Origin of the sequence: Roseinatronobacter sp. S2, assembly GCF_029581395.1 — a bacterium.
Taxonomy (GTDB): Bacteria; Pseudomonadota; Alphaproteobacteria; order Rhodobacterales; family Rhodobacteraceae; genus Roseinatronobacter.
This window is the reverse complement of record NZ_CP121113.1, coordinates 2084251-2106370: the sequence shown is the minus strand read 5'-3', so window position 1 is coordinate 2106370 and position 22120 is coordinate 2084251. Positions and strand designations below refer to the sequence as shown.

General features: G+C 60.0%; 19 protein-coding genes. 8 read left to right on the top strand and 11 right to left on the bottom strand.

What is annotated here, in order from left to right; translation table 11 throughout:
* Positions 1-62: 62 nt before the first annotated feature.
* Positions 63-509 (bottom strand): DUF6497 family protein, encoded by a 447-nt coding sequence (locus P8S53_RS10020; protein ID WP_277803830.1) that lies wholly within the window; start codon positions 507-509, stop codon positions 63-65.
* A gap of 6 nt (positions 510-515) precedes the next feature.
* Positions 516-2048 (bottom strand): acyl-CoA carboxylase subunit beta, encoded by a 1533-nt coding sequence (locus tag P8S53_RS10015; protein WP_277803829.1) that lies wholly within the window; start codon positions 2046-2048, stop codon positions 516-518.
* A gap of 190 nt (positions 2049-2238) precedes the next feature.
* Here P8S53_RS10015 and P8S53_RS10010 point away from each other — a divergent pair, with 190 nt between their 5' ends.
* Both P8S53_RS10010 and P8S53_RS10005 read left to right on the top strand, forming a co-directional pair.
* Positions 2239-3495 (top strand): multidrug effflux MFS transporter, encoded by a 1257-nt coding sequence (locus tag P8S53_RS10010; RefSeq protein WP_277803828.1) that lies wholly within the window; start codon positions 2239-2241, stop codon positions 3493-3495.
* Between the two features lie 60 nt (positions 3496-3555).
* Positions 3556-4956: a short-chain fatty acyl-CoA regulator family protein gene (locus tag P8S53_RS10005; protein ID WP_277803827.1), complete on the top strand. Its 1401-nt coding sequence runs from the start codon at positions 3556-3558 to the stop codon at positions 4954-4956.
* A gap of 6 nt (positions 4957-4962) precedes the next feature.
* Here the strand turns inward: P8S53_RS10005 and ade are convergent, their stop codons facing one another.
* The 4 genes from ade to carA form a co-directional block, all read right to left on the bottom strand.
* A complete protein-coding gene (ade, locus tag P8S53_RS10000) occupies positions 4963-6651 on the bottom strand; it encodes an adenine deaminase (RefSeq protein WP_277803826.1) in 1689 nt (562 codons plus the stop codon).
* 82 nt (positions 6652-6733) lie between these two features.
* Positions 6734-7336 carry a hypothetical protein gene (locus tag P8S53_RS09995; RefSeq protein ID WP_277803825.1) on the bottom strand — a complete coding sequence of 201 codons (603 nt, stop codon included), beginning with the start codon at positions 7334-7336 and terminating at the stop codon, positions 6734-6736.
* 56 nt (positions 7337-7392) lie between these two features.
* Positions 7393-9285, bottom strand: coding sequence for a glycosyltransferase (locus P8S53_RS09990; protein ID WP_277803824.1), 1893 nt, complete (start codon positions 9283-9285; stop codon positions 7393-7395).
* A 212-nt stretch (positions 9286-9497) separates the two neighbouring features.
* The gene (carA, locus tag P8S53_RS09985; protein ID WP_277803823.1) at positions 9498-10655 is read right to left on the bottom strand and encodes a glutamine-hydrolyzing carbamoyl-phosphate synthase small subunit; all 1158 of its coding nucleotides are present in this window, start codon (positions 10653-10655) and stop codon (positions 9498-9500) included.
* A 192-nt stretch (positions 10656-10847) separates the two neighbouring features.
* Between carA and P8S53_RS09980 the strand changes: the two genes are divergently transcribed.
* Positions 10848-11306, top strand: a complete 459-nt coding sequence (locus tag P8S53_RS09980; RefSeq protein WP_277803822.1) for a GatB/YqeY domain-containing protein — start codon at positions 10848-10850, stop codon at positions 11304-11306.
* Between the two features lie 75 nt (positions 11307-11381).
* Positions 11382-12131, top strand: a complete 750-nt coding sequence (locus tag P8S53_RS09975) for a dienelactone hydrolase family protein (protein WP_277803821.1) — start codon at positions 11382-11384, stop codon at positions 12129-12131.
* A 39-nt stretch (positions 12132-12170) separates the two neighbouring features.
* Here the strand turns inward: P8S53_RS09975 and P8S53_RS09970 are convergent, their stop codons facing one another.
* Positions 12171-12824, bottom strand: coding sequence for a GntR family transcriptional regulator (locus P8S53_RS09970; protein ID WP_277803820.1), 654 nt, complete (start codon positions 12822-12824; stop codon positions 12171-12173).
* A gap of 344 nt (positions 12825-13168) precedes the next feature.
* Between P8S53_RS09970 and P8S53_RS09965 the strand changes: the two genes are divergently transcribed.
* Complete coding sequence (locus P8S53_RS09965; protein WP_277803819.1) at positions 13169-14098, top strand: class I fructose-bisphosphate aldolase; 930 nt, start codon at positions 13169-13171, stop codon at positions 14096-14098.
* Between the two features lie 129 nt (positions 14099-14227).
* On the opposite strand, the gene P8S53_RS09960 is transcribed toward P8S53_RS09965, so the two are convergent.
* Entirely contained in the window at positions 14228-15478 is a 1251-nt protein-coding gene (locus P8S53_RS09960) for a lytic murein transglycosylase (protein WP_306417793.1), read from the bottom strand.
* Between the two features lie 165 nt (positions 15479-15643).
* Here P8S53_RS09960 and P8S53_RS09955 point away from each other — a divergent pair, with 165 nt between their 5' ends.
* The 3 genes from P8S53_RS09955 (at position 15644) to P8S53_RS09945 (ending at position 18446) form a co-directional block, all read left to right on the top strand.
* Positions 15644-16873, top strand: a complete 1230-nt coding sequence (locus P8S53_RS09955) for a lytic murein transglycosylase (protein ID WP_277803817.1) — start codon at positions 15644-15646, stop codon at positions 16871-16873.
* An 88-nt stretch (positions 16874-16961) separates the two neighbouring features.
* Positions 16962-18173, top strand: a complete 1212-nt coding sequence (locus P8S53_RS09950) for a GTP-binding protein (RefSeq protein ID WP_277803816.1) — start codon at positions 16962-16964, stop codon at positions 18171-18173.
* A 3-nt stretch (positions 18174-18176) separates the two neighbouring features.
* A complete protein-coding gene (locus P8S53_RS09945) occupies positions 18177-18446 on the top strand; it encodes a DUF6525 family protein (RefSeq protein ID WP_277803815.1) in 270 nt (89 codons plus the stop codon).
* Positions 18447-18731: 285 nt separating this feature from the next.
* Here the strand turns inward: P8S53_RS09945 and P8S53_RS09940 are convergent, their stop codons facing one another.
* From P8S53_RS09940 to obgE, 3 genes are read right to left on the bottom strand one after another with little or no spacing between them, the layout of a single operon-like run.
* Positions 18732-19991, bottom strand: coding sequence for a glutamate-5-semialdehyde dehydrogenase (locus tag P8S53_RS09940; protein WP_277803814.1), 1260 nt, complete (start codon positions 19989-19991; stop codon positions 18732-18734).
* Positions 19988-21103 carry a glutamate 5-kinase gene (gene proB / locus P8S53_RS09935; protein WP_277803813.1) on the bottom strand — a complete coding sequence of 372 codons (1116 nt, stop codon included), beginning with the start codon at positions 21101-21103 and terminating at the stop codon, positions 19988-19990. Before proB ends, P8S53_RS09940 begins: the two co-directional genes overlap by 4 nt.
* Entirely contained in the window at positions 21091-22116 is a 1026-nt protein-coding gene (gene obgE / locus P8S53_RS09930) for a GTPase ObgE (RefSeq protein WP_277803812.1), read from the bottom strand. Before obgE ends, proB begins: the two co-directional genes overlap by 13 nt.
* Positions 22117-22120: the final 4 nt, after the last annotated feature.

Genomic DNA, 22120 nt, shown 5'->3' with positions numbered 1-22120 from the left:
GAAATTCGACACGCCCGCGCGCATGTGGCGCTTCTGCATCATCGGGGAAATTCAGGGTGTTATCAGTCATGATACAGATCATCTTCCAACTCGCACCCGTCCATTCCAAACACGAATCCCTCAAAAAACTGGACCACATCGGCGTCCCGCGTTCCAAAGGGGATATCACGTTCCAGCATGGTGATAATTGCGCCCTGCCAGCCCTGATCTTGTGGAAATTCTCCTATATCCGTCAGGCCACGCATCTGGGTGCTGCACAGCCACATCATATCTTCGAACACGCGAAACGGGTCCCCGCCATAAACGCTGGAAGGTTCCGCAAGTTTGGGCACCACAAAACGCAGGCGGATCATCGATTGCGATTCGTCCCAGATTTCATCCAGCGGATAGGCCATTTCGCCCGACGGCATCAGTAACGGCGCAGAATCCGGCATCCCCTGCCCCGCAGCCGAAAGCGGCGCTGCAAGTGTCAGCCCAGCACAGATTATGATACCACGCGCGTCCACCATGCCCCCTTATAACGGAATATTGTCGTGCTTCTTCCACGGGTTTTGCAGGGACTTGTTGCGCAGGGATGCGAAGGCCCGTGCCACCCGTTTGCGCGTTGAATGCGGCATGATCACCTCGTCTATGAACCCTTTTTCCGCGGCAACGAAGGGATTGGCAAAGCGGGTTTCATAATCCTTGGTGCGTTCGGCAATCTTGTCTGAATCACCCAATTCGGACCGATACAGGATTTCAACCGCGCCCTTGGCCCCCATCACAGCAATTTCGGCTGTGGGCCACGCATAGTTGAAATCACCACGCAGATGTTTGGACGCCATCACATCATACGCACCACCATAGGCCTTGCGGGTAATCACCGTCACTTTCGGCACAGTTGCCTCGCCATAGGCAAACAACAATTTCGCGCCATGCTTGATGATACCGCTATATTCCTGCCCGGTGCCGGGCAGGAAGCCGGGCACGTCCACGAAGGTCAGGATGGGGATTTCAAACGCATCGCAAAACCGCACAAACCGCGCGGCCTTGCGGCTGGAATCAATATCCAGACAACCTGCCAGCACCATCGGCTGGTTTGCGACAACGCCCACACTGCGCCCTTCCAGACGGATGAAACCTGTCAGGATGTTCTTCGCAAAATCTTCCTGTATCTCAAAAAAGTCCCCTTCATCCGCAACTTTGCGGATCAGTTCCTTCATGTCATAGGGGGTATTTGCATTGTCCGGGATCAGCGTGTCCAGACTGTGCTCCAGCCGTGCGGGGTCATCGAAGAAGGGGCGCACAGGCGGCTTTTCGCGGTTGTTCTTGGGCAGGAAATCGACAAGGCGGCGCACTTCGATCAGGGCCTCCACATCATTTTCAAACGCCCCATCTGCAACCGATGATTTGCGCGTATGGGTGCTGGCGCCGCCCAGTTCTTCTGCGGTGACGATTTCATTTGTCACGGTCTTGACGACATCAGGCCCCGTCACGAACATGTAGCTGGTATCTTTGACCATGAAAATGAAATCGGTCATCGCGGGGCTGTAGACCGCGCCGCCCGCACATGGTCCCATGATCACGCTGATCTGCGGCACCACGCCCGACGCCATGATATTGCGCTGGAACACTTCGGCGTAACCGGCAAGGCTGGCGACCCCTTCCTGAATGCGCGCGCCACCGGAATCGTTCAGGCCAATGACGGGGGCACCGTTCTGGATGGCCATATCCATGATTTTGCAGATTTTCTGCGCGTGGGTTTCAGAAAGCGAGCCACCAAAGACGGTGAAATCCTGACTGAACACATAGACCTGACGCCCGTTGATTGTGCCCCATCCTGTGACAACACCATCACCTGCGGGCCGGTCGTCCTGCATACTGAAATCAGTGCAGCGATGGGCCACGAACATGTCGAATTCTTCAAAGCTGTCTTCATCCAGCAACAACTCGATGCGTTCGCGCGCGGTCAGCTTGCCCTTGGCGTGCTGCGCATCAATCCGGCGTTGTCCGCCGCCAAGCCGGGCCTGCGCACGGTTACTTTCAAGCTGTTGCAGAATATCTTTCATGCGGTCCCCCTTCGCGCGGCACACGGTGTTTGCCGCCAATTTTGCCAAACAATAATGTTTCGTTCAGCCCGTGAAAAGCGAAATTAAGATAATTTGCAAACTGGTCTGCAAGTATTGGGGCTAATTTGCAAAGTCAGGCTCTTGCTCGCAATCCACATTGCACCTTCTTTTCACATGTGTAACAGTTCAAATGCAAAGATATAAGCTGAAGGTCGATCGCGCAGTGACCATACCACTCATCCCGCCGCAATCTGTATTTCTGAACCGAAACACCCCGCCCCATGTTTCAACCCTGGTGGCGCAAGCGTCGATTGCCGCGCTGGCGATGAATGTGTTTTTGCCGTCACTTCCGTCCATGGTGGTGTATTTTGACACCAGCTACAGTGTCATGCAACTTTCCGTATCGCTGTATCTGGCCATGAATGCGGTGTTGCAGGTTTTTATCGGCACCATTTCCGACAGATACGGGCGCAGGCCGGTCTTGCTGGCGTCATTGGTGGTTTTCATCATTGCGACAGTGGGAACGTTGTTTGCACCCAATGTCACTGTGTTTCTGGTCTTTCGCATGATGCAGGCGCTGGTCGTGTCGGCCATGGTGTTAAGCCGTGCATCCATCCGCGATGTGCTTGATGAAAACGCGGCCGCGTCGCGCATTGGCTATGTCACCATGGGCATGGCGCTGGTTCCCATGATTGCCCCCGCCATCGGCGGCTTTCTGGACGAAGCGTTTGGCTGGCGCGGCAGCTTTACCCTGATGCTGGTGGCGGGCGTGGCTGTTCTGATCCTAAGCTGGGCCGATATGGGTGAAACCAAACATGACCGCAGCGGGTCATTGCGCCAGCAATTCGCCACCCTGCCCGAACTGATGCGCGCGCGGCGTTTTTGGGGATATTGCGGGTCTGCAACCTTGGCGTCGGGGGCGTTTTTTGCCTATCTTGGCGGGGCGCCCTTTGTTGGGTCGCGCGTGTTCGAATTGTCACCTTCAGCGCTTGGAATGTACTTCGGGGCGCCTGCGGTTGGCTATGCTTTTGGCAATTTCCTGTCGGGGCGCTATGCGGCACGTTTCGGGATCAATTACATGATTCTTGTGGGCAGTCTGATCGGGTTTTCGGGCATGATCATATTGTCGCTGCTGTATCTGGCAGGGGCCTTGTCTGCGGCGGTGTTTTTCGGGTGCTTCATCATGATCGGGCTTGGCAACGGAATGCTGCTGCCATCGGCCACATCGGGCATGATGTCGGTGCGCCCGCATCTGGCGGGCACGGCCAGCGGCATGGGCGGCGCAATCATGATCGGGGGCGGGGCTGCGCTGTCGGCGCTGGCGGGTGCGCTTCTGACACCGGGCAGCGGGGCTGGCCCGCTGATCTGGATGATGCTGGCCACCACGGGCACAACAATCCTTCCGGTTCTGTATGTCATGCGGCGGGCGCGCCAGATCGGCGCTTGACCTTCGATCGGCGCTTTGCAAAGTTCATCTGCGAGCTTAGCAAAGTGGTCGGGGGAAAACATGCCACCACAGAAACTTTATGCCGGTGCAAAGCTGCGTGAAACCCGCCTGCAACTGCAACTGACACAAAAGGATTTTGCCGCCAAGCTGGGCTTGTCCCTGCCCTATCTGAACCAGATGGAAAACAACAACCGCCCCCTGTCCACGGCGGTGGTTCTGGCCTTGGCGCGCGAATTCGGCATGGATGTCACCGAACTTTCGGCAGGCGACAGCGAAAGGCTGGTTTCCGATTTGCGAGAGGCATTGGCAGACCCGCTTTTCGCCAGCGCCAACCCCGCCTTGCCCGACCTGCGGCTGGTGGGGGCCAATGCGCCGGTATTTGCCCGCGCGTTTCTGGACCTGCACCGCGCCTACAGGCAGGCACAGGAACAGCTTGCGTCATTGGACGAGGCATTGGGCCGCGAAGACACGACGCTGCGCCTGTCGCCATGGGAAGAAGTGCGTGATTTCTTCCATTATTGCGACAATTATATCGATGCCGTTGACCGCGCCGCCGAACATTTTGCGTCGCGGGCCAAACCCGGCGTGGATTTCATGTCCCATGCCGCCGCCGCGCTGAATGATCGCAAGATCAGCGTTCACCTAACGGCAAGCGAAGACCTGCGCCGCTTTGACGCTGCACGCGGTGTGCTGGAATTGTCATCCAAAGTGTCGCGCGCAACACAGGCGTTCCAGCTGGCGCATCAGGTGGCATTGCTGACACAACATGACCTGCTGGAGGCCACGCTGGACCTTGCGCGGTTTCAATCGCCAGAGGCCCGCGCAATTGCCAAGATCGGGCTGGCCAATTATTTCGCCGGTGCCGCGCTGATGCCGTATCGGCGGTTCCTGTCGGCGGCACAGGATACCCGCCATGATCTGGAAACCCTGGCCGAAGGGTTCGGCGCGTCGATTGAACAGGTGGCCCACAGGCTTTCGACCTTGCAGCGCCCCGGTGCCAAGGGCGTGCCGTTTTTCTTTGTGCGCGTGGATCAGGCCGGCACCATTACGAAACGCCATTCGGCCACGCGGTTGCAATTTGCGCGTTTCGGCGGTGCCTGCCCATTGTGGAATGTGCATCGCGCCTTTGAAACACCGGGCCGGTTCCTGCGCCAGCTGGCCGAAACGCCCGACGGTATGCGGTATTTCTGCCTTGCACTGGCCGTGACCAAGGGCGGCGGCGCGTTTCATGCGCCCGTGCGGCGCTACGCCATCGGGCTTGGCTGCGAGATTAACCACGCGAATGCACTCGTTTACGGGGATGGCATGGATCTGGGCCGCGAAGGGGGCTATGACCCTATCGGGATTTCCTGTCGTATCTGCGAACGCGACAATTGCCACCAGCGATCGGTGCCCCCGCTGGAGCGGCATTTGCGCATTGATCCCGACCACCGGAAGGTGTTGCCCTATACCATTGAATAGCGTGTGTCAGATCACCTCGAACCGGTCCACATCGACCATGCCGAAATCGGTGATCTTCAGGTGCGGGATAACCGGCAACGCAATGAAAGCCAGTTGCAAGAACGGCTCTTCCAGTGTCACACCCAACGACTTGGCGGCGCTGCGCAACTCAACAAGGCGGGCGTGAACCTGCTCATAGCTGTTCAGCGACATAAGCCCTGCAACCGGCAGGGGCAGTTCTGCCACAACCTTCCCGCCCTGTGCCACGACAACCCCCCCTTCGATGTCTGACAGGCGGTTCACGGCCACCGCCAGATCGTCATAATCCACCCCGACCGTCACAATATTGTGGTGGTCATGCGCAACCGTTGCCGCAATCGCGCCCGATGTCATGCCGAACCCGCGCACAAACCCTGTGGCGATATTGCCGTTTTTGCCGTGGCGTTCGACCACCGCAACGCGTGCCAGATCGCGCGCAGGGTCGGGGCGTTTGTCGCCATCTTCGGGGGCAATCTGCTTGCGCAGATGTTCGGTGATGATTTTGCCTTCCAGAATGCCAATGACGGGGGTTTCGGGGCTGTTTCCTGCATGGCGGAAATTGTGCGCGCTGACCTGCGGCGCGCGAACGGAATCGCGTGCAACCGGCGCAATCACATCGCGCGCGGCAAAAGCCGCGTCATCGACCACCCTGCCCCCGCATAGCACCAGACCGGCGCGACACGCGGCCAGATCGGGCAAGGCAACAATATCGGCGCGTTTGCCCGGTGCGATCTGCCCCCGATCTTTCAGCCCGAATGCCTCTGCCGCCGAAAGCGATGCGGCGCGATACACCGCCAGCGTGTCACAGCCCATCGCAATCAGGCTGCGGATCATGTGGTCCAGATGGCCATGCTCGGCAATGTCCAGCGGGTTGCGGTCATCGGTGCACAGGCACATATAGGGCGCTGTCACCGGCGTCAGCAGCGGCGCAAGCGCCACCATATCCTTGCTGACCGACCCTTCGCGGATCAGGCAGCGCAGCCCCTTTTGCAGCTTCTCGCGGGCTTCTGCGGCAGTGGTGGATTCGTGTTCGGTCCGAATACCCGCGCTGACATAGGCATTCAGGTCACGCCCCGACAGCAGCGGCGCATGCCCGTCAATATGGCGGCCCGCGAAGGCACGCAGCTTTGCCATGCATCCGGGATCACGGTGAATGACGCCGGGAAAGTTCATGAATTCCGCCAGCCCGATCACGCTGGGATGGTCGCCAAGCGCCAGCAGGTCCTGCGCATCCAGTGCCGCGCCTGCGGTTTCCATATGCGTGGAGGGGACACAGGATGACAGGTTCACCCGTATGTCCATTACCGTGCGGGTCGCGGCATCCTGAAAATAGCGAATGCCTGCACTGCCCGCGACATTGGCAATTTCATGGGGGTCGCAAATGGCCGTTGTTACCCCGCGCGGGGCAACGCAGCGGTCAAATTCAAACGGAGTCACCAGCGACGATTCAATATGCAGATGCGTGTCAATAAACCCCGGCACAAGGATATGCCCGTGCAGGTCAATGACCCGTGCGCCGTCATACGCCGCCCCAATGCCCACGATTGTATCGTCGCATATGGCGACATCGCCCTGAATATAATCGCCGGTCACCACGCAAAGAACCTTGGCCCCGCGCAGGACGAGGTCCGCGGGCATGTCGCCGCGCGCTTGTTGAATGCGGGTCTCTAGCGTCATTATCCTGATCCTTTCCGGCGGGGGTTCTGGCCCGCAGGCTGCACCGAAAACACAGGCGCGACAAGCCACTCACCCGCAAAATTCACGCAGCGCCGCGCGCGCGGTCATAAAGCGCATAATCGCGCGCACACCCGTTTCGCAACCTGACGCGCATTTGTGCAGACAAGGTGGCGTCCATCTTTGGGGATACATTCTTTTGCGGCAGGTCCAGCGAACACCCAAGCCGCGCTTCCAGCCATGTCAGGAACTCGGGCATCGCATCATAGCGAAACAGGGTTTGCACCTGATCGTCCTGCATCGGATGCGTCAGAAACGCCGCCTGCGACCCGACTGCTGCAAATGCGGGCTTGGGGTCGGACAGATACCCGTCCACGAAGTCATCAAAACTTTTTCCCTGCGTGCTGCGCGGGGTGTCGTGCAGCCAGCTTCCATGGCGGAACCGGAACCAGCTGTTCAGCCAGTCTTCCGGCTCGCGGATCAGCGCGACAGTTTCTGGCGGCGACTTCTTGAAAATCATAAGAAATTTCTCAAACCGCCATTTGTAGCGGTGAAACGTGCAATGCTTGATCCGTGGATCGCCCTGCAACACAATATCGGCCATGGGCGCAAGTGCGGCTTCCAGCGATGTGCTTGCGGTTTTCGGGGTCGCAAATAAAACAAGGTTTTGCTTTTCAAAATATAGCATTGCAGGCCAATCTTTATGCAGTTTATCAGGTGTCTGCGCCCAAATCAGCGCAGGCGTCAGCTTTGACCATGAACCGCGACTGCGTCAAGGGCCGCGCCATGCGTTCCATGCTGTGTCTTGTCCCAGTAAAACGGTGCAGAAACAAGCTCCCACAATGCCTTGTAGACGGCCAGCACCGCCAGCGGGAAATAGCCGTGCAACGTTGGCAGCCACAGGCGCAAATGCCGGTGATGGCGCGCGCGCGTCGCAAGGATGCCGACAGACAGGTTCACCACTTCACTCATCACAAACAGGCTGATAAAGGCCACCAGAACCCCCCGTGGAAACATGTCCACAAAGGGGTGACCCCAGCCCAGCATGACCAGCCAGAACGACCACAGCAGCGGGGCCAGCATGAACTGCACCAATGTTCCCAGAAACAGCACCTGCACCCCGAAAAACCGCCATGCACCCAGTTGTTGCCACAAGGCGCGCGGATCACGCATATGCACCATCCATGTGATCGCATATCCTTTCAGCCAGCGCGACCGCTGCTTGACCCATGGAATGGCGCGGCAATTGGCTTCTTCATAGGTGACGGTGTCCAGTAGTTGGGTGTAAAAGCCGCGCCGCGCCAGCCGGATGCCCAGATCCGCATCCTCGGTCACGTTATGCGCATCCCACCCCCCCAGCCGTTCCAGAATATCGCGGCGAAAGAACAAGGTCGTGCCCCCCAGCGGAACGGCCAGACCCAGCCGCTGCATGCCCGGCAGAATCACGCGAAACCAGCTTGCATATTCAATGGTAAAACAGCGCGCCATCCAGTTGCTGCGCGGATTGTAGAAATCCAGCACCCCCTGAACACAGGCCAGATTGGACGGCCCGTTTTGAAAGCAAGACACAACACGGTGTATCTGGTCGGGTTCGGGCGCATCTTCAGCGTCATAGACACCGATCAACGTGCCGCGCGCAAACAACATGGCGTAGTTCAACGCGCGTGGTTTGGTTTTCAGGCGCGCATCCGGCACCGGCACAACCCGCATCCAGCGCGGCAATTCCGCACATTGCAGGGCATGGCGCGTTGCATGGTCGTTTTCTTCAACAATCAGCAGCACATCCAGCAGGTTGCGCGGCCATGTCAGGCGGGACAACCGTGTCATAAGGCGCGGGACCGTTTCGGGTTCCTTGTAAAGTGGCACAAGGATCGACACCACGGGTTTTCGTCGCTGTGCCAAGTCGACGACCGCGCCGTTTTCATGGGCGCGCTTTTCTGCAGGCGTGGTGAATGCGGCAACCGCCGCCGCCAGCTTCAGCAGGGCAGACAAGGCCAGAAATATGCAGGCAGCAAAGGTAAACACCAAAAACACCATCTGCGGGAAAAACGCGCCCAGCACAATCAACGCCACCAGCCCCGCAGCCAGTCCCTGCCGCACGCCCAAGAACGGCATCGAGCGGCAGCTTTCCTTGTGCAAGACGCATGTTTCCGCCCATATTTTCAAACGGTTACGCCGCAACCGCAGCACGGTGTCATGCAATGCATTCTCGGGTATAAGGGCCGGAACAACGGGTCCAAAGATGGCTTGCAGCTGTGCGCGATTCGCCTCGAACTTGTCGGGGCGCGGGGTTGCCACCACCGTGACAGCACCGGCATTGCGCCAAGGCATGCAGCGCAGCGCAATACAGTGTTGTGCACCAAGCAGGTCTGTCAATGCGGGGTCCGGTTGCTGAAGCGTTGTGTCAAGTATCGGGGTGTCGAACTGGATGGACAGCGCCCGCATCAGGGTATCTTCGCTGATGACCCCTTGGGCAATCAGCAAATCGCCAAGGCTGGTGGCCTGCTGCGTCTGCATTTGCAGGGCGTGAACCAATCCTTCATCCGAAATGGCCCCCATGTCGCGCAGGATAGCGCCAAGCCTGTCCTGCGCCTGGCTGTTGTCGCGCACAACCGCCAGACGAACGGGTGGCACCACGGGCACATCCGGCGCCGTGAACTTGTGTGAACGTCTGAACAGGCGCATCATTGCCCCACTTTGGTTAACGCAAAGGGGAACATGATTTTGATTAACAACTGATTAAGAATTCGGTGTGTCAGGCGCGCGCCGCGAAAAAATGCCGTGCCACTGACGGATTCTTTGACAGGCGCACCCTGTATGTGCCCCGCTGCACGCAGCAGGGCACGCGCTTAGCTGGCCTTGCGGTCGGCCATATGGCCCGCAAAGCGTTCAAACAGGTAAAAGCTGTCTTGCGGGCCGGGGCTGGCTTCGGGGTGGTGCTGCACCGAAAACACCGGCTTGTCCTTCATCCGGATGCCGCAGTTCGACCCGTCAAACAAGGACGTGTGCGTTTCAATCACGGCATCGGGCAAGGTCTGACTGTCCACCGCGAAACCGTGGTTCATCGACGTGATCTCGACCTTGCCGGTATCGTGGTCCTTGACCGGATGGTTTGCACCGTGATGGCCGTGATTCATCTTGATGGTTTGTGCCCCAAGTGCCAGCGCCAGCATCTGATGACCAAGACAAATGCCAAACACCGGAATATCCGCTTTCAGCACACCCTGAATCATGGGCACGGCATATTCGCCTGTGGCGGCCGGGTCGCCCGGACCGTTGGACAAGAACACCCCGTCCGGGTTCAGCGCCAGCACCTGTTCAGCGGTTGCACTGGCCGGCAGCACGGTCACATCGCAGCCCGCACTGGCTAGACAGCGCAGGATATTGCGTTTCGCGCCGTAATCAATCGCGACCACCTTATGGACGGGTGCTGTCTGGCGCACATACCCGTCGGGCCAGGCCCACCGCATTTCATCCCAGCGATAGCTTTGCGCGCAGGTCACATCGCGGGCCAGATCAAGCCCGACCAGCCCCTTGAAGCCGCGCGCCATGGCCAGCAGTTCCTCAATGTCGAAATTGCCGTCAGGGTCATGGGCCAACGCGACATGCGGTGCGCCCTGCTGGCGAATCGCGCGCGTCAGGCGGCGCGTATCCACGCCCCCGATACAGATGCGCCCGCGTTTTGTCAGCCACTCGACCAGTGTTTCGGTCGCACGCCAGTTGCTGGGCAGGGTCGGGTCCCATTTCACCACCATTCCGGCAGCGACCGGGTCGGCGGTTTCATCATCATCGGGGTTTACGCCCACATTCCCGATATGCGGGAAGGTAAATGTGACCACCTGCCCCGCATAGGACGGGTCGGTCATGATTTCCTGATAGCCGGTCATCGCCGTGTTGAAACACAGCTCTGCCACCGTTTTGCCCGCAGCCCCGAAGCCACGTCCATAAAATATCGTCCCGTCAGCCAGAACAAGGCATGCTGTGGGTTTGAGTGTCTGCGCACACATCTTATCGCTCCGTCATGTTCGGATTTCGGCGGAACCTACGGCCATGCGCACCAAGAATCAAGCGAATCCGGCCCGGTTTGGAAAAGAAGGAAAGATAGCGTCAGGGGCATGGATTTTTTGAACCTTGCGGGCAGCAGGCACCTTCGTTAGGGTCCGCGCTCAACACCCTTTATCTGGAACAGGACTGGCCCCATGTCACTGCGCGACAGGATATCAAGCGATCTGAAGACAGCCATGAAGGCCAGAGACAGCGAAAAGCTGGCAACCCTGCGTCTGATCAATGCAGCCATAAAGGACCGCGAAATTGTCGCGCGTGGCGATGGCACCAACAGCGAATTAAGCGACAGCGATCTGGTCGCGGTGCTGACGCGCATGGTCAAACAACGCCGTGATTCTGCGCGCGCCTATGAAGAAGCCGCGCGTCTTGATCTGGCGGAAAAGGAAATCGCCGAGATTGGTGTGATCGAGTCGTTCTTGCCACGCCAGTTGAATGACGACGAAATCGCACAAGCGATTGACACAGCCATTGCCGAAACGGGCGCGGCATCCGTGCGCGATATCGGCAAGGTGATGGGCCTGTTGAAGTCCCGCCATGCCGGTGAAATGGATTTCGGCAAAGCGGGCGCAATCCTCAAATCGCGGCTGGCCTGAAGCCCCCTATCGCTTGAAATTTCCGCAACGGCCCTAGCTTGTGATATACAAATGTCACGCAAAAGGGTGGAACTTATGCAATTTGTCACAGCTACAGTGTTTGCGGGGGCAAGCGCTGCCTTGGTCATGTCGGCACAAACCGGATGGGCGCAACCACTGGAATACAGCGTCGGCGATATAGTATTTGAAGGGTATGTTGCCCGCCCCGAAGGCACGCCGCGCGGCACGGTGCTGATTGTCCATGACTGGGACGGCGTAAACGACCATGAAATCGCGCGCGCCGATGCGCTTGCGCAATCAGGCTATGTCGCCGTCGCTGTTGATCTTTTTGGGCGCGATGCCGTGCTGGACGGGTTTGATGACTATCGCCGCGAAACAGGCGCGCTCTATGCGGACCGCGACGCGTTTCGCGCCCGCATTGCCGCTGCCGCAGATGCAGTCTCTCAATTGGATAACACGCCCGCACAAATGGTCATCACCGGGTATTGCTTCGGCGGTGCGGCAGCACTGGAAGCTGCGCGCGCAGGCATGGCCATGGCAGGGTTTGTCAGCTTTCATGGCGGGCTGGACACACCGGACGGGCAGGATTATTCGGCGACAGATGCACCGGTTCTGGTGCTGCACGGATCAGCCGATCCCGTATCCGGCATGGCCGATCTGGCGCGCCTGATGGACGCGTTGCAAGAAGCAGATGTCCCGCATGAAGCCCAGATTTTTGGCGGCGCGCGCCATTCATTCACGGTCGAGGGGTCCAATGACTGGGACGCTGATGCAAATGAAAAGGCGCATGCGGCGCTGGCGCGTTTTCTTGACCAGATATTCTGAACGCCGCCCCGACAGGTTCAACTCGGCCCTATTGTGCCGCTATAAAGAATAGCGGTCCGCACTGTCTGCATCCTGACGCAAACGCGTCAGGAACGCAGTCGAGATATGCGTTTTCAGCGCCTCATACGCGCCCTGCCCGTCATGGGCGGCAATCGCCTCGACAATCGCGGAATGCTCGTCAATGGTCTGGGTGCCGCGCCCTTCAAAACTAAGTGATGTTGTGGCCAGAAGCGCCATGGACCGATGCACCAGATCAAGCTGTTGCACCAGATAGCGGTTATGCGACGCCAGATGAATCTGCTTGTGAAAGCGCCTGTTGGCACGGCTCAGGGCTTTTGGTTCGTTTATCAGCTTGCGGTCTTCTTCAACCATGCTGCGCAGCAGGCGCACTTCTTCCTCTGTCGCATGGCGCGCGGCAAGATGGGCTGCAAACCCTTCCAGCTCGGCGCGCACGGCATAGAGTTCCGCCAACTGGTTATGATCCAGCGAGGCCACGATCAGCGACCGCCCGTCCCGTGTCAGCAGTGACTGCGTTTCCAGACGTTGCAGCGCTTCGCGGATGGGCGTGCGCGACACGCCGAAACGATCCGCAAGTTCGGATTCAACAAGCCTGTCACCGGGCCGATATACGCCAAGATCTATTGCCTCCAGAATCAAGGTATAGGCGTCTTTTGGCGGTTTGAAATCAGGCATCAAGTCACTCTTTTGCTGGGCGCGCCTCACAAAACCCCGCTTTTGCCTGAATGACAAGCATGAAATCCCCCTTTGCTGTGTTGCCTGCCCCCTGTCCGGTGGACCGACACGCCCGGAAATGCGGCGCAGGCGCGGCAGGGGTGCGCGATGGAACGGGGGCGCGGCACGTTCCCACCATCGCACCAAAGGGCCTTTTTGCAGGCGATTCAGCCCAAATGTCCTGCATGCTCACCGAACCCGGACTTGATTGCGCTAACATCATTCCCCTGTGCATTATCATCATTGTTTCGACACAAAGCAGCGATTAACCCTGCCCGAAACAACCAACCGGACAGGAGCAGCCCATGCGTGCAACCCGCGTCGTTCAGAAGATCCTTAGCAACTACGAAGGCGAAACCCCCGGCGTGAAGGCCAATCTGTGCCGCATGCTGATGCAGGGCAAACTGGGCGGCACTGGCAAGATGATCATCTTGCCGGTGGATCAGGGGTTTGAACATGGCCCTGCCCGCAGCTTCGCGCCCAACCCTGCTGCCTATGACCCGCATTATCACTATCAACTGGCCATTGATGCCGGGATGAACGCATATGCAGCCCCTTTGGGCATGATCGAAGCAGGTGCCGACACGTTCGCAGGCCAGATCCCCACCATCCTGAAGGTCAACAGCGCCAATTCCCTGATGTCGGATACAGCGGGCAAAAATCAGGCCATCACCGCCAGTGTCGATGATGCGCTGCGCCTTGGGTGTGCGGCGATCGGGTTCACAATCTATCCCGGTTCAGATTGCGCATTGGGCATGTATGAAGAAATCAGCGCCATGCGGCAGGAAGCCGCCGCCAAAGGCGTGGCGAGCGTCATCTGGTCCTACCCGCGCGGTGAGGCCATCACCAAAGACGGCGAAACCGCCATTGATGTTGCGGCCTATGCAGCCCAGATCGCGGCCCTGCTGGGGGCGCATATCATCAAGATCAAATTGTCCACCGATCATCTGATGCTGCCCGAAGCCAAGAAAGTCTATGAAGACAAGAAGATCGAGATCGCAACCCAGGCCGCGCGCGTCAAACACTGCATGGAGGCCAGCTTCCATGGCCGGCGCATCGTGGTGTTTTCCGGCGGCGCCAAAAAGGGCGAGGATTCGGTCTATGATGATGCCCGCGCCATCCGCGACGGGGGCGGCAACGGGTCCATCATCGGGCGCAACAGCTTCCAGCGCTCGCGCGAAGACGCGCTTGCGATGCTCGCCAAACTGGTCGAGATCTACAAGGGCAAGGCCTGAGCACCCCAAAACTATGGCTGGATGCAAATCAGGGATTTCATCTTGCCAAAAATACTCAAAACTGTCCGTAGCGCAGCGCAGGGCAAGATCACAAAAAGGGGGCGCAAGCCCCCTTTTCCTTCGCCTGTTTCACGACCCCTGCCGCAAACGCTCCAGCAACTCGCGCGACGGATCGCCTGTGACAGTCAGCCCGCGCGCGCGCTGATAGGCGCTTATTGCAGATTGCGAATTCGGGCCAATCACGCCATCCGCGCCTTGTGTATCAAACCCCGCGCGCGTCAGCAGACGCTGGATTTCCTGCCGCTCGCCCAGCCGCAGGCCGTGACGGTCGGGCTGGAAATTGCCGCGAATGGGACCACCTCCGCGCAATCTGTCAGAAAGATGCCCAATACCAATGACATAAAACTCGGAGTTATTGTAACGCGTTAACGCTGTGAAGTTGCGGAAGGTCATGAACGCAGGCCCGCGCGGCCCGTCGGGAATGATTATAGATGCCGCGCCATGGTCCGTGACCGCGCGCCCGTCCATGTTGCGCACGCCCATGCCGGTCCATTCCGACACAGCGCGCGAACTGCCCCGCCCGGCCAGCCCCGTGTTGAACCCGTCGGGCAGTTGCACTTCCACGCCCCAGGGCTGGCCGCGCGTCCAGCCCATGCGCGACAAATAATTCGCAGCCGATGCCAGTGCATCAGCCGGGTCATCCGCCCAAATGTCGCGCCGCCCGTTGCCGGTGAAATCGACCGCGTATTCCTGATAGGTGGTCGGAATAAACTGCGTGTGGCCCATGGCCCCCGCCCATGACCCGCGCATATTGGCCGCACTGGTGTCCCCGCGTTGCAGAATGCGCAGCGCCGCAATCAACTGGCTTTCGAAAAACGCCCCCCGCCGCCCGTCAAAGGCCAGCGTGGCCAGCGCCGAAATCACCGGAATATCGCCGCGTTCTGTCCCGTAGCGCGATTCCAGCCCCCAGATTGCGGCGATCACCTCTGCCTCGACGCCGTAGCGCCCCTCAACGGCGCGCAGGGTGGCGCTGTGGCGCGACAAGGCCGCCCGCCCCGCCGACAGCCGTTCATCGGACACCGCGATTGACAGGTAATCTTCCAGCGTACGGGTGAATTCGGTCTGCCTGCGGTCGCGCGAAATGACATCAGGCAGGAATCCCGCGCTGCGCAACGCAGGCTCAAGCGTGCTTGCATTTATGCCCGCAGAAGCGGCGCGCGTGCGGAATTGCGCCAGCCAGGCATCAAATTCGGCATTCGCCTGCGGCCGCATGCGGGTTGTTGCCTGTGATGATGTTGTCATTGGCACCCCCCCGCCCATACAGGCCGAAAGCGACATTGCGGATAACCCCGCGATACAGAAACGTCTTGAAAGTTGCATGGCACTGCTCACCCCTTTAGTGGATTTTTGCAGCAAAGGTAGCCGAAGATCGGCGCGCATAAAAGCGGCCATCGGCGAAGACCCGCATATTGTGAACACAGCCACCTTGGTTCCCGGCCGCAGGACCGCTACCATTCCCGGCATAAGTATAATTCGGGGAACATCATGTCACGTTGGATACCGGCCGCGACCTTGGCCTTTGCACTGCCGGCCTGCAGCCTGGCCAATGTGGATAGCTCACCCAGACCCACCGCGCGGCCCGCCGCACTGGCCCAGCCGCAAACTGGCAATTTCGACACATGGCGGTCGGCGTTTGCGACCCGCGCGCGCGCCAATGGCATCACGCAGGCCACACTGGACCGGTCGCTTCCGGTCATGCAGCTTTTGCCCGAAACGGTGGCCCTTGACCGCCGCCAAAGCGAATTTGGCGCGCGCATCTGGGACTATATGGACAGCACCGTGTCATCCACACGCATTTCGCAGGGGCAGTCCGCACTGCGCCGCCATGCAGATGTTCTGAACCGGATCGAGTCGCGCTACGGCGTGCCGCCGGAAATTCTTGTGGCGATCTGGGGCATTGAATCGTCTTACGGGGCAAACCGTGGCGGCACACAAACTTTGGCGACCCTTGCGACACTGGCCAAGGACGGGCGGCGCGGCGAATTCTTTGAAGAACAGCTGCTGGATGCGCTGCGCATCATTCAGGCGGGCGATATCAGCCCGCAGGCCATGATCGGATCATGGGCGGGCGCATTTGGCCATATGCAGTTCATGCCGTCCAGCTTCCTGACCTATGCCGTGGATTTCACCGGCAACGGGCGGCGCGATGTCTGGGCGGATGACCCAAGCGACGCGCTGGCATCGGCGGCGAACTACCTGACGCGGCGCGGCTGGACACGCGGCCAGCCCTGGGCGCGCGAGGTTGTCCTGCCCGGTGGGTTCGACCTGCGCCTGACCGGACAGGCACAATCAGCGGCAGAGTGGACAAACGCAGGCGTGCGCGCGGCGGCAGGTGCACCATTGCAATCAGGTCAGGCGCGGCTGGTTCTGCCCGGTGGCGCGCGCGGCCCTGCGTTTCTGACCTATGGCAATTATGATGTGCTGAAAGAATACAACCTGTCGGATGCCTATGTTCTGGCCGTGGGGCACCTGTCCGACCGGCTGCGGGGTGATGGCGGGTTGCAAGGCAGCTGGCCGCGCGGCGACCGTGCCCTGACGCTTGATGAACGGCGCGCATTGCAACGCCGCCTGAACGCATTGGGCCATGACACGGGCGGCGTGGACGGACGCATTGGCCCCGCCACAGTTGCTGCTGTGCAGGCATGGCAGAAGTCGCAGGGGCTGGCCCCTGACGGCTATGTCAATGCCGATTTGCTGCGCCAGCTTTTGCCCTGACCTCTTGTCCGGCGGAAAATGATACTATATGACTCCCATGAGTGTTATATTATATCATAACGATCCCCATCATAACGAAAGGTGTCGCATGTCCGCAACCGACCCCCGCCTGCCCGTCACTGTATTGTCGGGCTTTCTTGGCGCAGGCAAAACAACGCTGCTGAACCATGTCCTGAACAACCGCGAAGGCCGCCGCGTGGCAGTTATCGTAAATGACATGTCCGAAGTGAATATTGACGCCGACCTGATTGATGCCGGTGTCGACCTGAAGCGCGGCGAGGAAAAACTTGTCGAGATGTCAAATGGCTGCATCTGCTGCACGCTGCGCGACGACCTGCTGGCGGAAGTGCGCCGCCTGTCGCAGGAAGGGCGCTTTGATTATCTGCTGATCGAATCCACCGGCATTTCCGAACCGCTGCCCGTGGCCGCAACATTTGAATTTCGCGACGAACAGGGCGACAGCCTGCTGGATGTGGCGCGGCTGGACACGATGGTCACTGTGGTGGACGCGGTCAATCTGTTGCGCGATTTCTCCAGTCATGATTTCCTGTCTGACCGGGGCGAGGTTCTGGGCGAAGAAGATGAGCGCAACCTTGTTGATTTGCTGACCGACCAGATCGAATTTGCCGATGTCATCATCCTCAACAAAGTCACCGATGCGGGGCCGGCGCAAACCGATGCCGCGCGCAAGATCATCAAGGCCCTGAACCCTGATGCCCGGCTGATCGAAACCGATCATTCGCATGTGGCCGCAGACCAGATTTTTGACACCGGCCTGTTTGATTTCGACACCGCGCATGAACACCCGCTTTGGGCAAAGGAACTGTATGGTTTTGCCGATCATGTGCCAGAAACCGAAGAATACGGCGTGACATCCTTTGTCTACCGCGCGCGCCAGCCGTTTGATCCGGCCAAGGTTCATGCGGTTCTCAATGGTCCCCTGCCCGGTGTCATCCGTGCCAAGGGGCATTTCTGGCTGGCGACACGGCCCAACTGGGTGGCTGAATTCTCGCTTGCCGGTGCGATGTCCAGTGTCATGCCCTTGGGCGGCTGGTGGGCGGCTGTGCCGCGCGACCGCTGGCCCGACCACGCCGAAGCGCTGGAAAAGATGCGCCAGAACTGGGTTGATCCATGGGGCGACCGGCGGCAGGAACTGGCATTTATTGGCGCGGGCATGGATCATGCGGCGCTGATTGCCAAGCTGGATGCCTGCTTGGTGAACACCGACAGTTTTGCCCCCGAACTTTGGGCCGGTCTGGAAGATCCGTTCCCCAAATGGGGCCAGCGCAAGGCCGCGTGATCCATGGGCGCAAACCTGAAATCCAGCTTACGCAGGCGGTCCAGTCCGATGGCTGAATTCGACCGCCTGCCGCCGGAGCTGCGCCATTGGCTGGCGCATGCAGCGCTGCCATGGTCGGCGCGGTCTGCGCTGCGGCTGTGGCACAGGGCCGCGCGCCAATACGGGCCGGACCGGCAGGCCATTCTTGCCCATCTGGCCCGCGCCGAAGCGCGCAGCCTAGCCAGGGACATTCCCGCGATCTGGGGGAACGGGTATCCGCTGATGCGGGAGTAGACGCAGATGCGGCGCGAAGCGGCCTGAAGGGGACGTTGGAGTTCCCTAAGGCGCGGAGCAAAGGGCGCAGCCCGCCGCGCCATCGGTCTGGCCGTCCCGCGGCCTGCCGATTTGGCTGATGGCAGTCCAAGCCCATGAACTTGGGAATACGCAGCAGGCATAAAGCGAACTTCACCAACGCCGGATCGGCAGACCCCGGCCCACCGATGGCGCGGGCTTTATCCAAACGCGAATAACCGCAAAAGGCCAGACAGCGGCAACCACACACCGCAAGCCAAAGCCGTGTCAGGTGCGCACAGTTCCGTCGCCCGTGACCAGATATTTGAAACTGGTCAACTGCTCGGCCCCGACCGGCCCGCGCGCGTGCATCTTGCCCGTGGCAATGCCGATTTCCGCCCCAAGCCCAAATTCACCGCCATCGGCAAACTGGGTCGATGCGTTGCGCATCAAGATCGCGCTGTCCAGCCCGGCAAAGAACCGCGCGGCGACGGTGTCATCTTCGGCCAGAATTGCATCCGTGTGCTGCGATCCATAGTCGCGGATATGCACCATCGCGGCATCCACATCATCAACCACTGCCGCCGCCATGATCTTGTCCAGATATTCCTGTCCGAAATCATCGGGCGCGGCAGCCAAAACGCCCGGCAAATGCTGCAAGCCTGCGCCCACGCGCATTTCTACCCCTGCGGCGACCAGATCGGCGATAATCTGTGCGCCAAGCCCGTCGACAATATCGCGGTGCAGCAACAGGCATTCTGCCGCGCCACAGATACCGGTGCGCCGCGTTTTCGCGTTCAGCACCACATTGCGCGCCTTGGCCGGATCGGCGCTGGCATCGACATAGATGTGGCAAATCCCTTCCAGATGGGCAAAGACCGGCACGCGCGCTTCACGCTGCACCAGCCCCACCAACCCCTTGCCACCGCGCGGAACAATCACATCAATATAGTCAACCATGCGCAGCATATCGCCCACCGCGGCGCGGTCGGTGGTCTGGACCAGCTGAATGGCATCTTCCGGCAGGCCTGCCGCGCGCAAGCCCTGCACAAGTGCGCCATGAATGGCGCGCGAGGAATGGAAACTTTCGGACCCGCCGCGCAGAATGACGGCATTGCCCGCCTTCAGGCACAGCGCGCCCGCATCGGCGGTCACATTGGGGCGCGATTCATAGATCACACCCACCACACCCAAAGGCGTGCGCACCCGCGCGATATGCAACCCCGTGGGCTGGTCCCATTCCGTGATGATCTGGCCCACAGGGTCATCCTGCGCGGCAATGGTGCGCAGCGCGTCACACACGCCGGAAATGCGCCCCTCGTCCAGCATCAGACGGTCCAGCATTGCAGGTGACAGCCCCTTTTGCGTGGCCGCAGTCATGTCGCGCGCGTTGGCGGCAATCACATCATCGCGCCGCGCCCAAAGGGCATCTGCCGCCCCGGTCAGCGCCAGCGCCTTGGCTGCTGCCGGTGCCATGGCCAGCACTTGTGCGGCGGCACGCGCGCGGCGGCCCATTTCCTGCATTTCAGGTGAAATTTCAGAACTCATAGCGCCATCTCATCCCTGTGAATAAGGGCCACACGGCCCGGATAGTTCAGAATCGCTTCAATCTCGCGGGAATGATGGCCCGCAATGGCGGCGGCTTCCAGACTGGAATAGCCAGCCAGCCCCAACCCCAGCGCACCGGACGGGCCAACAATAGTCACCGGATCACCGCGCTGGAACTGCCCGTCTACACGGGCAACGCCTGCGGGCAACAGCGATTTGCCCTGCTGCAACGCGCGCTCGGCCCCCGCGTCGACATGCACCACGCCCTTGGGCTTCATCGCGGCAATCCAGCCCTTGCGCGCCGAACGCGGATCACCTTGCGCGGCGAACACGGTCGCATTGGCTCCGTCCAGAACGGCCTGCAAGGGATGATGCGCAGCCCCTGCCGCAATGATCATTGCACAACCCGCAGTTGTTGCGGTCTTGGCGGCCATGACCTTGGTTTTCATACCGCCCTTGGACAGGCCCGACACCGGCTCTCCTGCCATCTCCTCGATCTCGGGGGTGATGCGGTCGATCGCGTCAAAGCGGCGCGCCGTCGGGTTGGTTTGCGGATTGCTGGAATACAGCCCGTCCACATCCGACAGCAACACCAACACATCCGCCCCGATGGTCACGGCCACTTGCGCGGCCAGCCTGTCATTGTCGCCATAACGGATTTCATCGGTGGCGATTGTGTCGTTTTCATTGACAATCGGCACCACGCCCAGCCCCAGAAGCGTGGACAAGGTGGCGCGGGAATTCAGGTAGCGGCGGCGGTCATGGGTGTCTTCCAGCGTCAGCAAAACCTGCCCTGCGATAATGCCATGGGGGGCCAGCGCTTCTTCATAGGCGCGCGCCAGCCGGATTTGCCCGACCGATGCCGCAGCCTGGCTTTGCTCCAGCGGCAGCGCCCCTGCGGGCAGGCCCAACGCGCCGCGCCCAAGTGCGATGGACCCCGACGACACGACAACCACATCGGCGCCACGCGCCCGCAATGCGGCCACGTCATGCGCCAGTGCAAGAAGCCAGTTTGCGCGCAAACCGCCATCTTCCACCAACAACGCCGAGCCGATCTTGACCACGACCCGGCGCGCCTGTGACAGCGTGGCCGCCGCGGTCATGGTTGCCATGGTCCGTCATCCTCTTCGACGTGCTTGCCCTTGTCGATCCGCGCCAGAAGCGCGCGCAGAACCTGTTGCATACCTTCGCCGGATACGGCTGAAATCATATACACCTTGCGCCTGCATGCAGCTTCCAGTTCGGCGCATTTCTCGGCGCGTTCTTCATCGTCCAGCGCGTCGATCTTGTTCAGCGCAATGATGCGTGGCTTCAGCGCGACATCAGGCGAATAGGCATCCAGTTCGTGATCGATGATGCGCCAGTCTTCGGCCACATCGTCAGATGTGCCGTCAACCAGTTGCAACAGCACCGCGCAACGTTCGATATGGCCCAGAAACTGGTCCCCAAGCCCGCGCCCCTCGGATGCGCCCTCGATCAGGCCGGGAATGTCGGCCATGACAAATTCGCGCGCGTCAATCCCCACCACACCCAGATTAGGGTGCAATGTGGTAAAGGGGTAATCGGCAATTTTCGGGCGTGCATTCGATGTCGCGGCCAGAAACGTGGATTTACCCGCATTGGGCAGGCCCGCAAGCCCCGCATCGGCAATCAGTTTCAGGCGCAGCCATATGGTGCGTTCAACGCCGGGTTGGCCGGAATTGGCGCGGCGCGGGGCCTGATTGGTTGCGGATTTGAACTGAAGATTGCCCCAGCCGCCATTGCCACCCTTGGCCAGCAGCAGGCGTTGGCCGACTTCGGTCAGGTCGGCAATCACGGTTTCCTGATCTTCATCCAGAATTTCTGTCCCCACGGGGACACGCAATGTGACGGATGAACCGTCCCTGCCAGTGCGCCCCTTGCCCATGCCCGGCTGACCGGAATTGGCAAAGAAATGCTGCTGAAAACGGAAATCGATCAGCGTGTTCAGGCTGTCGACGACTTCGACCCAGACATCGCCGCCGCGCCCGCCATCACCACCGTCAGGGCCGCCATATTCAATGAATTTTTCGCGCCGGAAGGACACACAGCCCGAACCGCCCCCGCCTGAGCGGATATGGACCTTGGCCAGATCAAGGAATTTCATGTCT

Coding starts and splice junctions, on each gene's coding strand:
- P8S53_RS10015 (WP_277803829.1), bottom strand. CDS start 2,048: ATGAAAGATATTCTGCAACAGCTTGAAAGTAACCGTGCGCAGGCCCGG.
- P8S53_RS09965 (WP_277803819.1), top strand. CDS start 13,169: ATGCGTGCAACCCGCGTCGTTCAGAAGATCCTTAGCAACTACGAAGGC.
- ade (WP_277803826.1), bottom strand. CDS start 6,651: ATGACGCTAGAGACCCGCATTCAACAAGCGCGCGGCGACATGCCCGCG.
- P8S53_RS10020 (WP_277803830.1), bottom strand. CDS start 509: ATGGTGGACGCGCGTGGTATCATAATCTGTGCTGGGCTGACACTTGCA.
- P8S53_RS09995 (WP_277803825.1), bottom strand. CDS start 7,336: ATGCTATATTTTGAAAAGCAAAACCTTGTTTTATTTGCGACCCCGAAA.
- P8S53_RS10010 (WP_277803828.1), top strand. CDS start 2,239: ATGCAAAGATATAAGCTGAAGGTCGATCGCGCAGTGACCATACCACTC.
- P8S53_RS09975 (WP_277803821.1), top strand. CDS start 11,382: ATGCAATTTGTCACAGCTACAGTGTTTGCGGGGGCAAGCGCTGCCTTG.
- carA (WP_277803823.1), bottom strand. CDS start 10,655: ATGTGTGCGCAGACACTCAAACCCACAGCATGCCTTGTTCTGGCTGAC.
- P8S53_RS09945 (WP_277803815.1), top strand. CDS start 18,177: ATGGGCGCAAACCTGAAATCCAGCTTACGCAGGCGGTCCAGTCCGATG.
- proB (WP_277803813.1), bottom strand. CDS start 21,103: ATGGCAACCATGACCGCGGCGGCCACGCTGTCACAGGCGCGCCGGGTC.
- obgE (WP_277803812.1), bottom strand. CDS start 22,116: ATGAAATTCCTTGATCTGGCCAAGGTCCATATCCGCTCAGGCGGGGGC.
- P8S53_RS10005 (WP_277803827.1), top strand. CDS start 3,556: ATGCCACCACAGAAACTTTATGCCGGTGCAAAGCTGCGTGAAACCCGC.
- P8S53_RS09970 (WP_277803820.1), bottom strand. CDS start 12,824: ATGCCTGATTTCAAACCGCCAAAAGACGCCTATACCTTGATTCTGGAG.
- P8S53_RS09960 (WP_306417793.1), bottom strand. CDS start 15,478: ATGCAACTTTCAAGACGTTTCTGTATCGCGGGGTTATCCGCAATGTCG.
- P8S53_RS09940 (WP_277803814.1), bottom strand. CDS start 19,991: ATGAGTTCTGAAATTTCACCTGAAATGCAGGAAATGGGCCGCCGCGCG.
- P8S53_RS09955 (WP_277803817.1), top strand. CDS start 15,644: ATGTCACGTTGGATACCGGCCGCGACCTTGGCCTTTGCACTGCCGGCC.
- P8S53_RS09980 (WP_277803822.1), top strand. CDS start 10,848: ATGTCACTGCGCGACAGGATATCAAGCGATCTGAAGACAGCCATGAAG.
- P8S53_RS09950 (WP_277803816.1), top strand. CDS start 16,962: ATGTCCGCAACCGACCCCCGCCTGCCCGTCACTGTATTGTCGGGCTTT.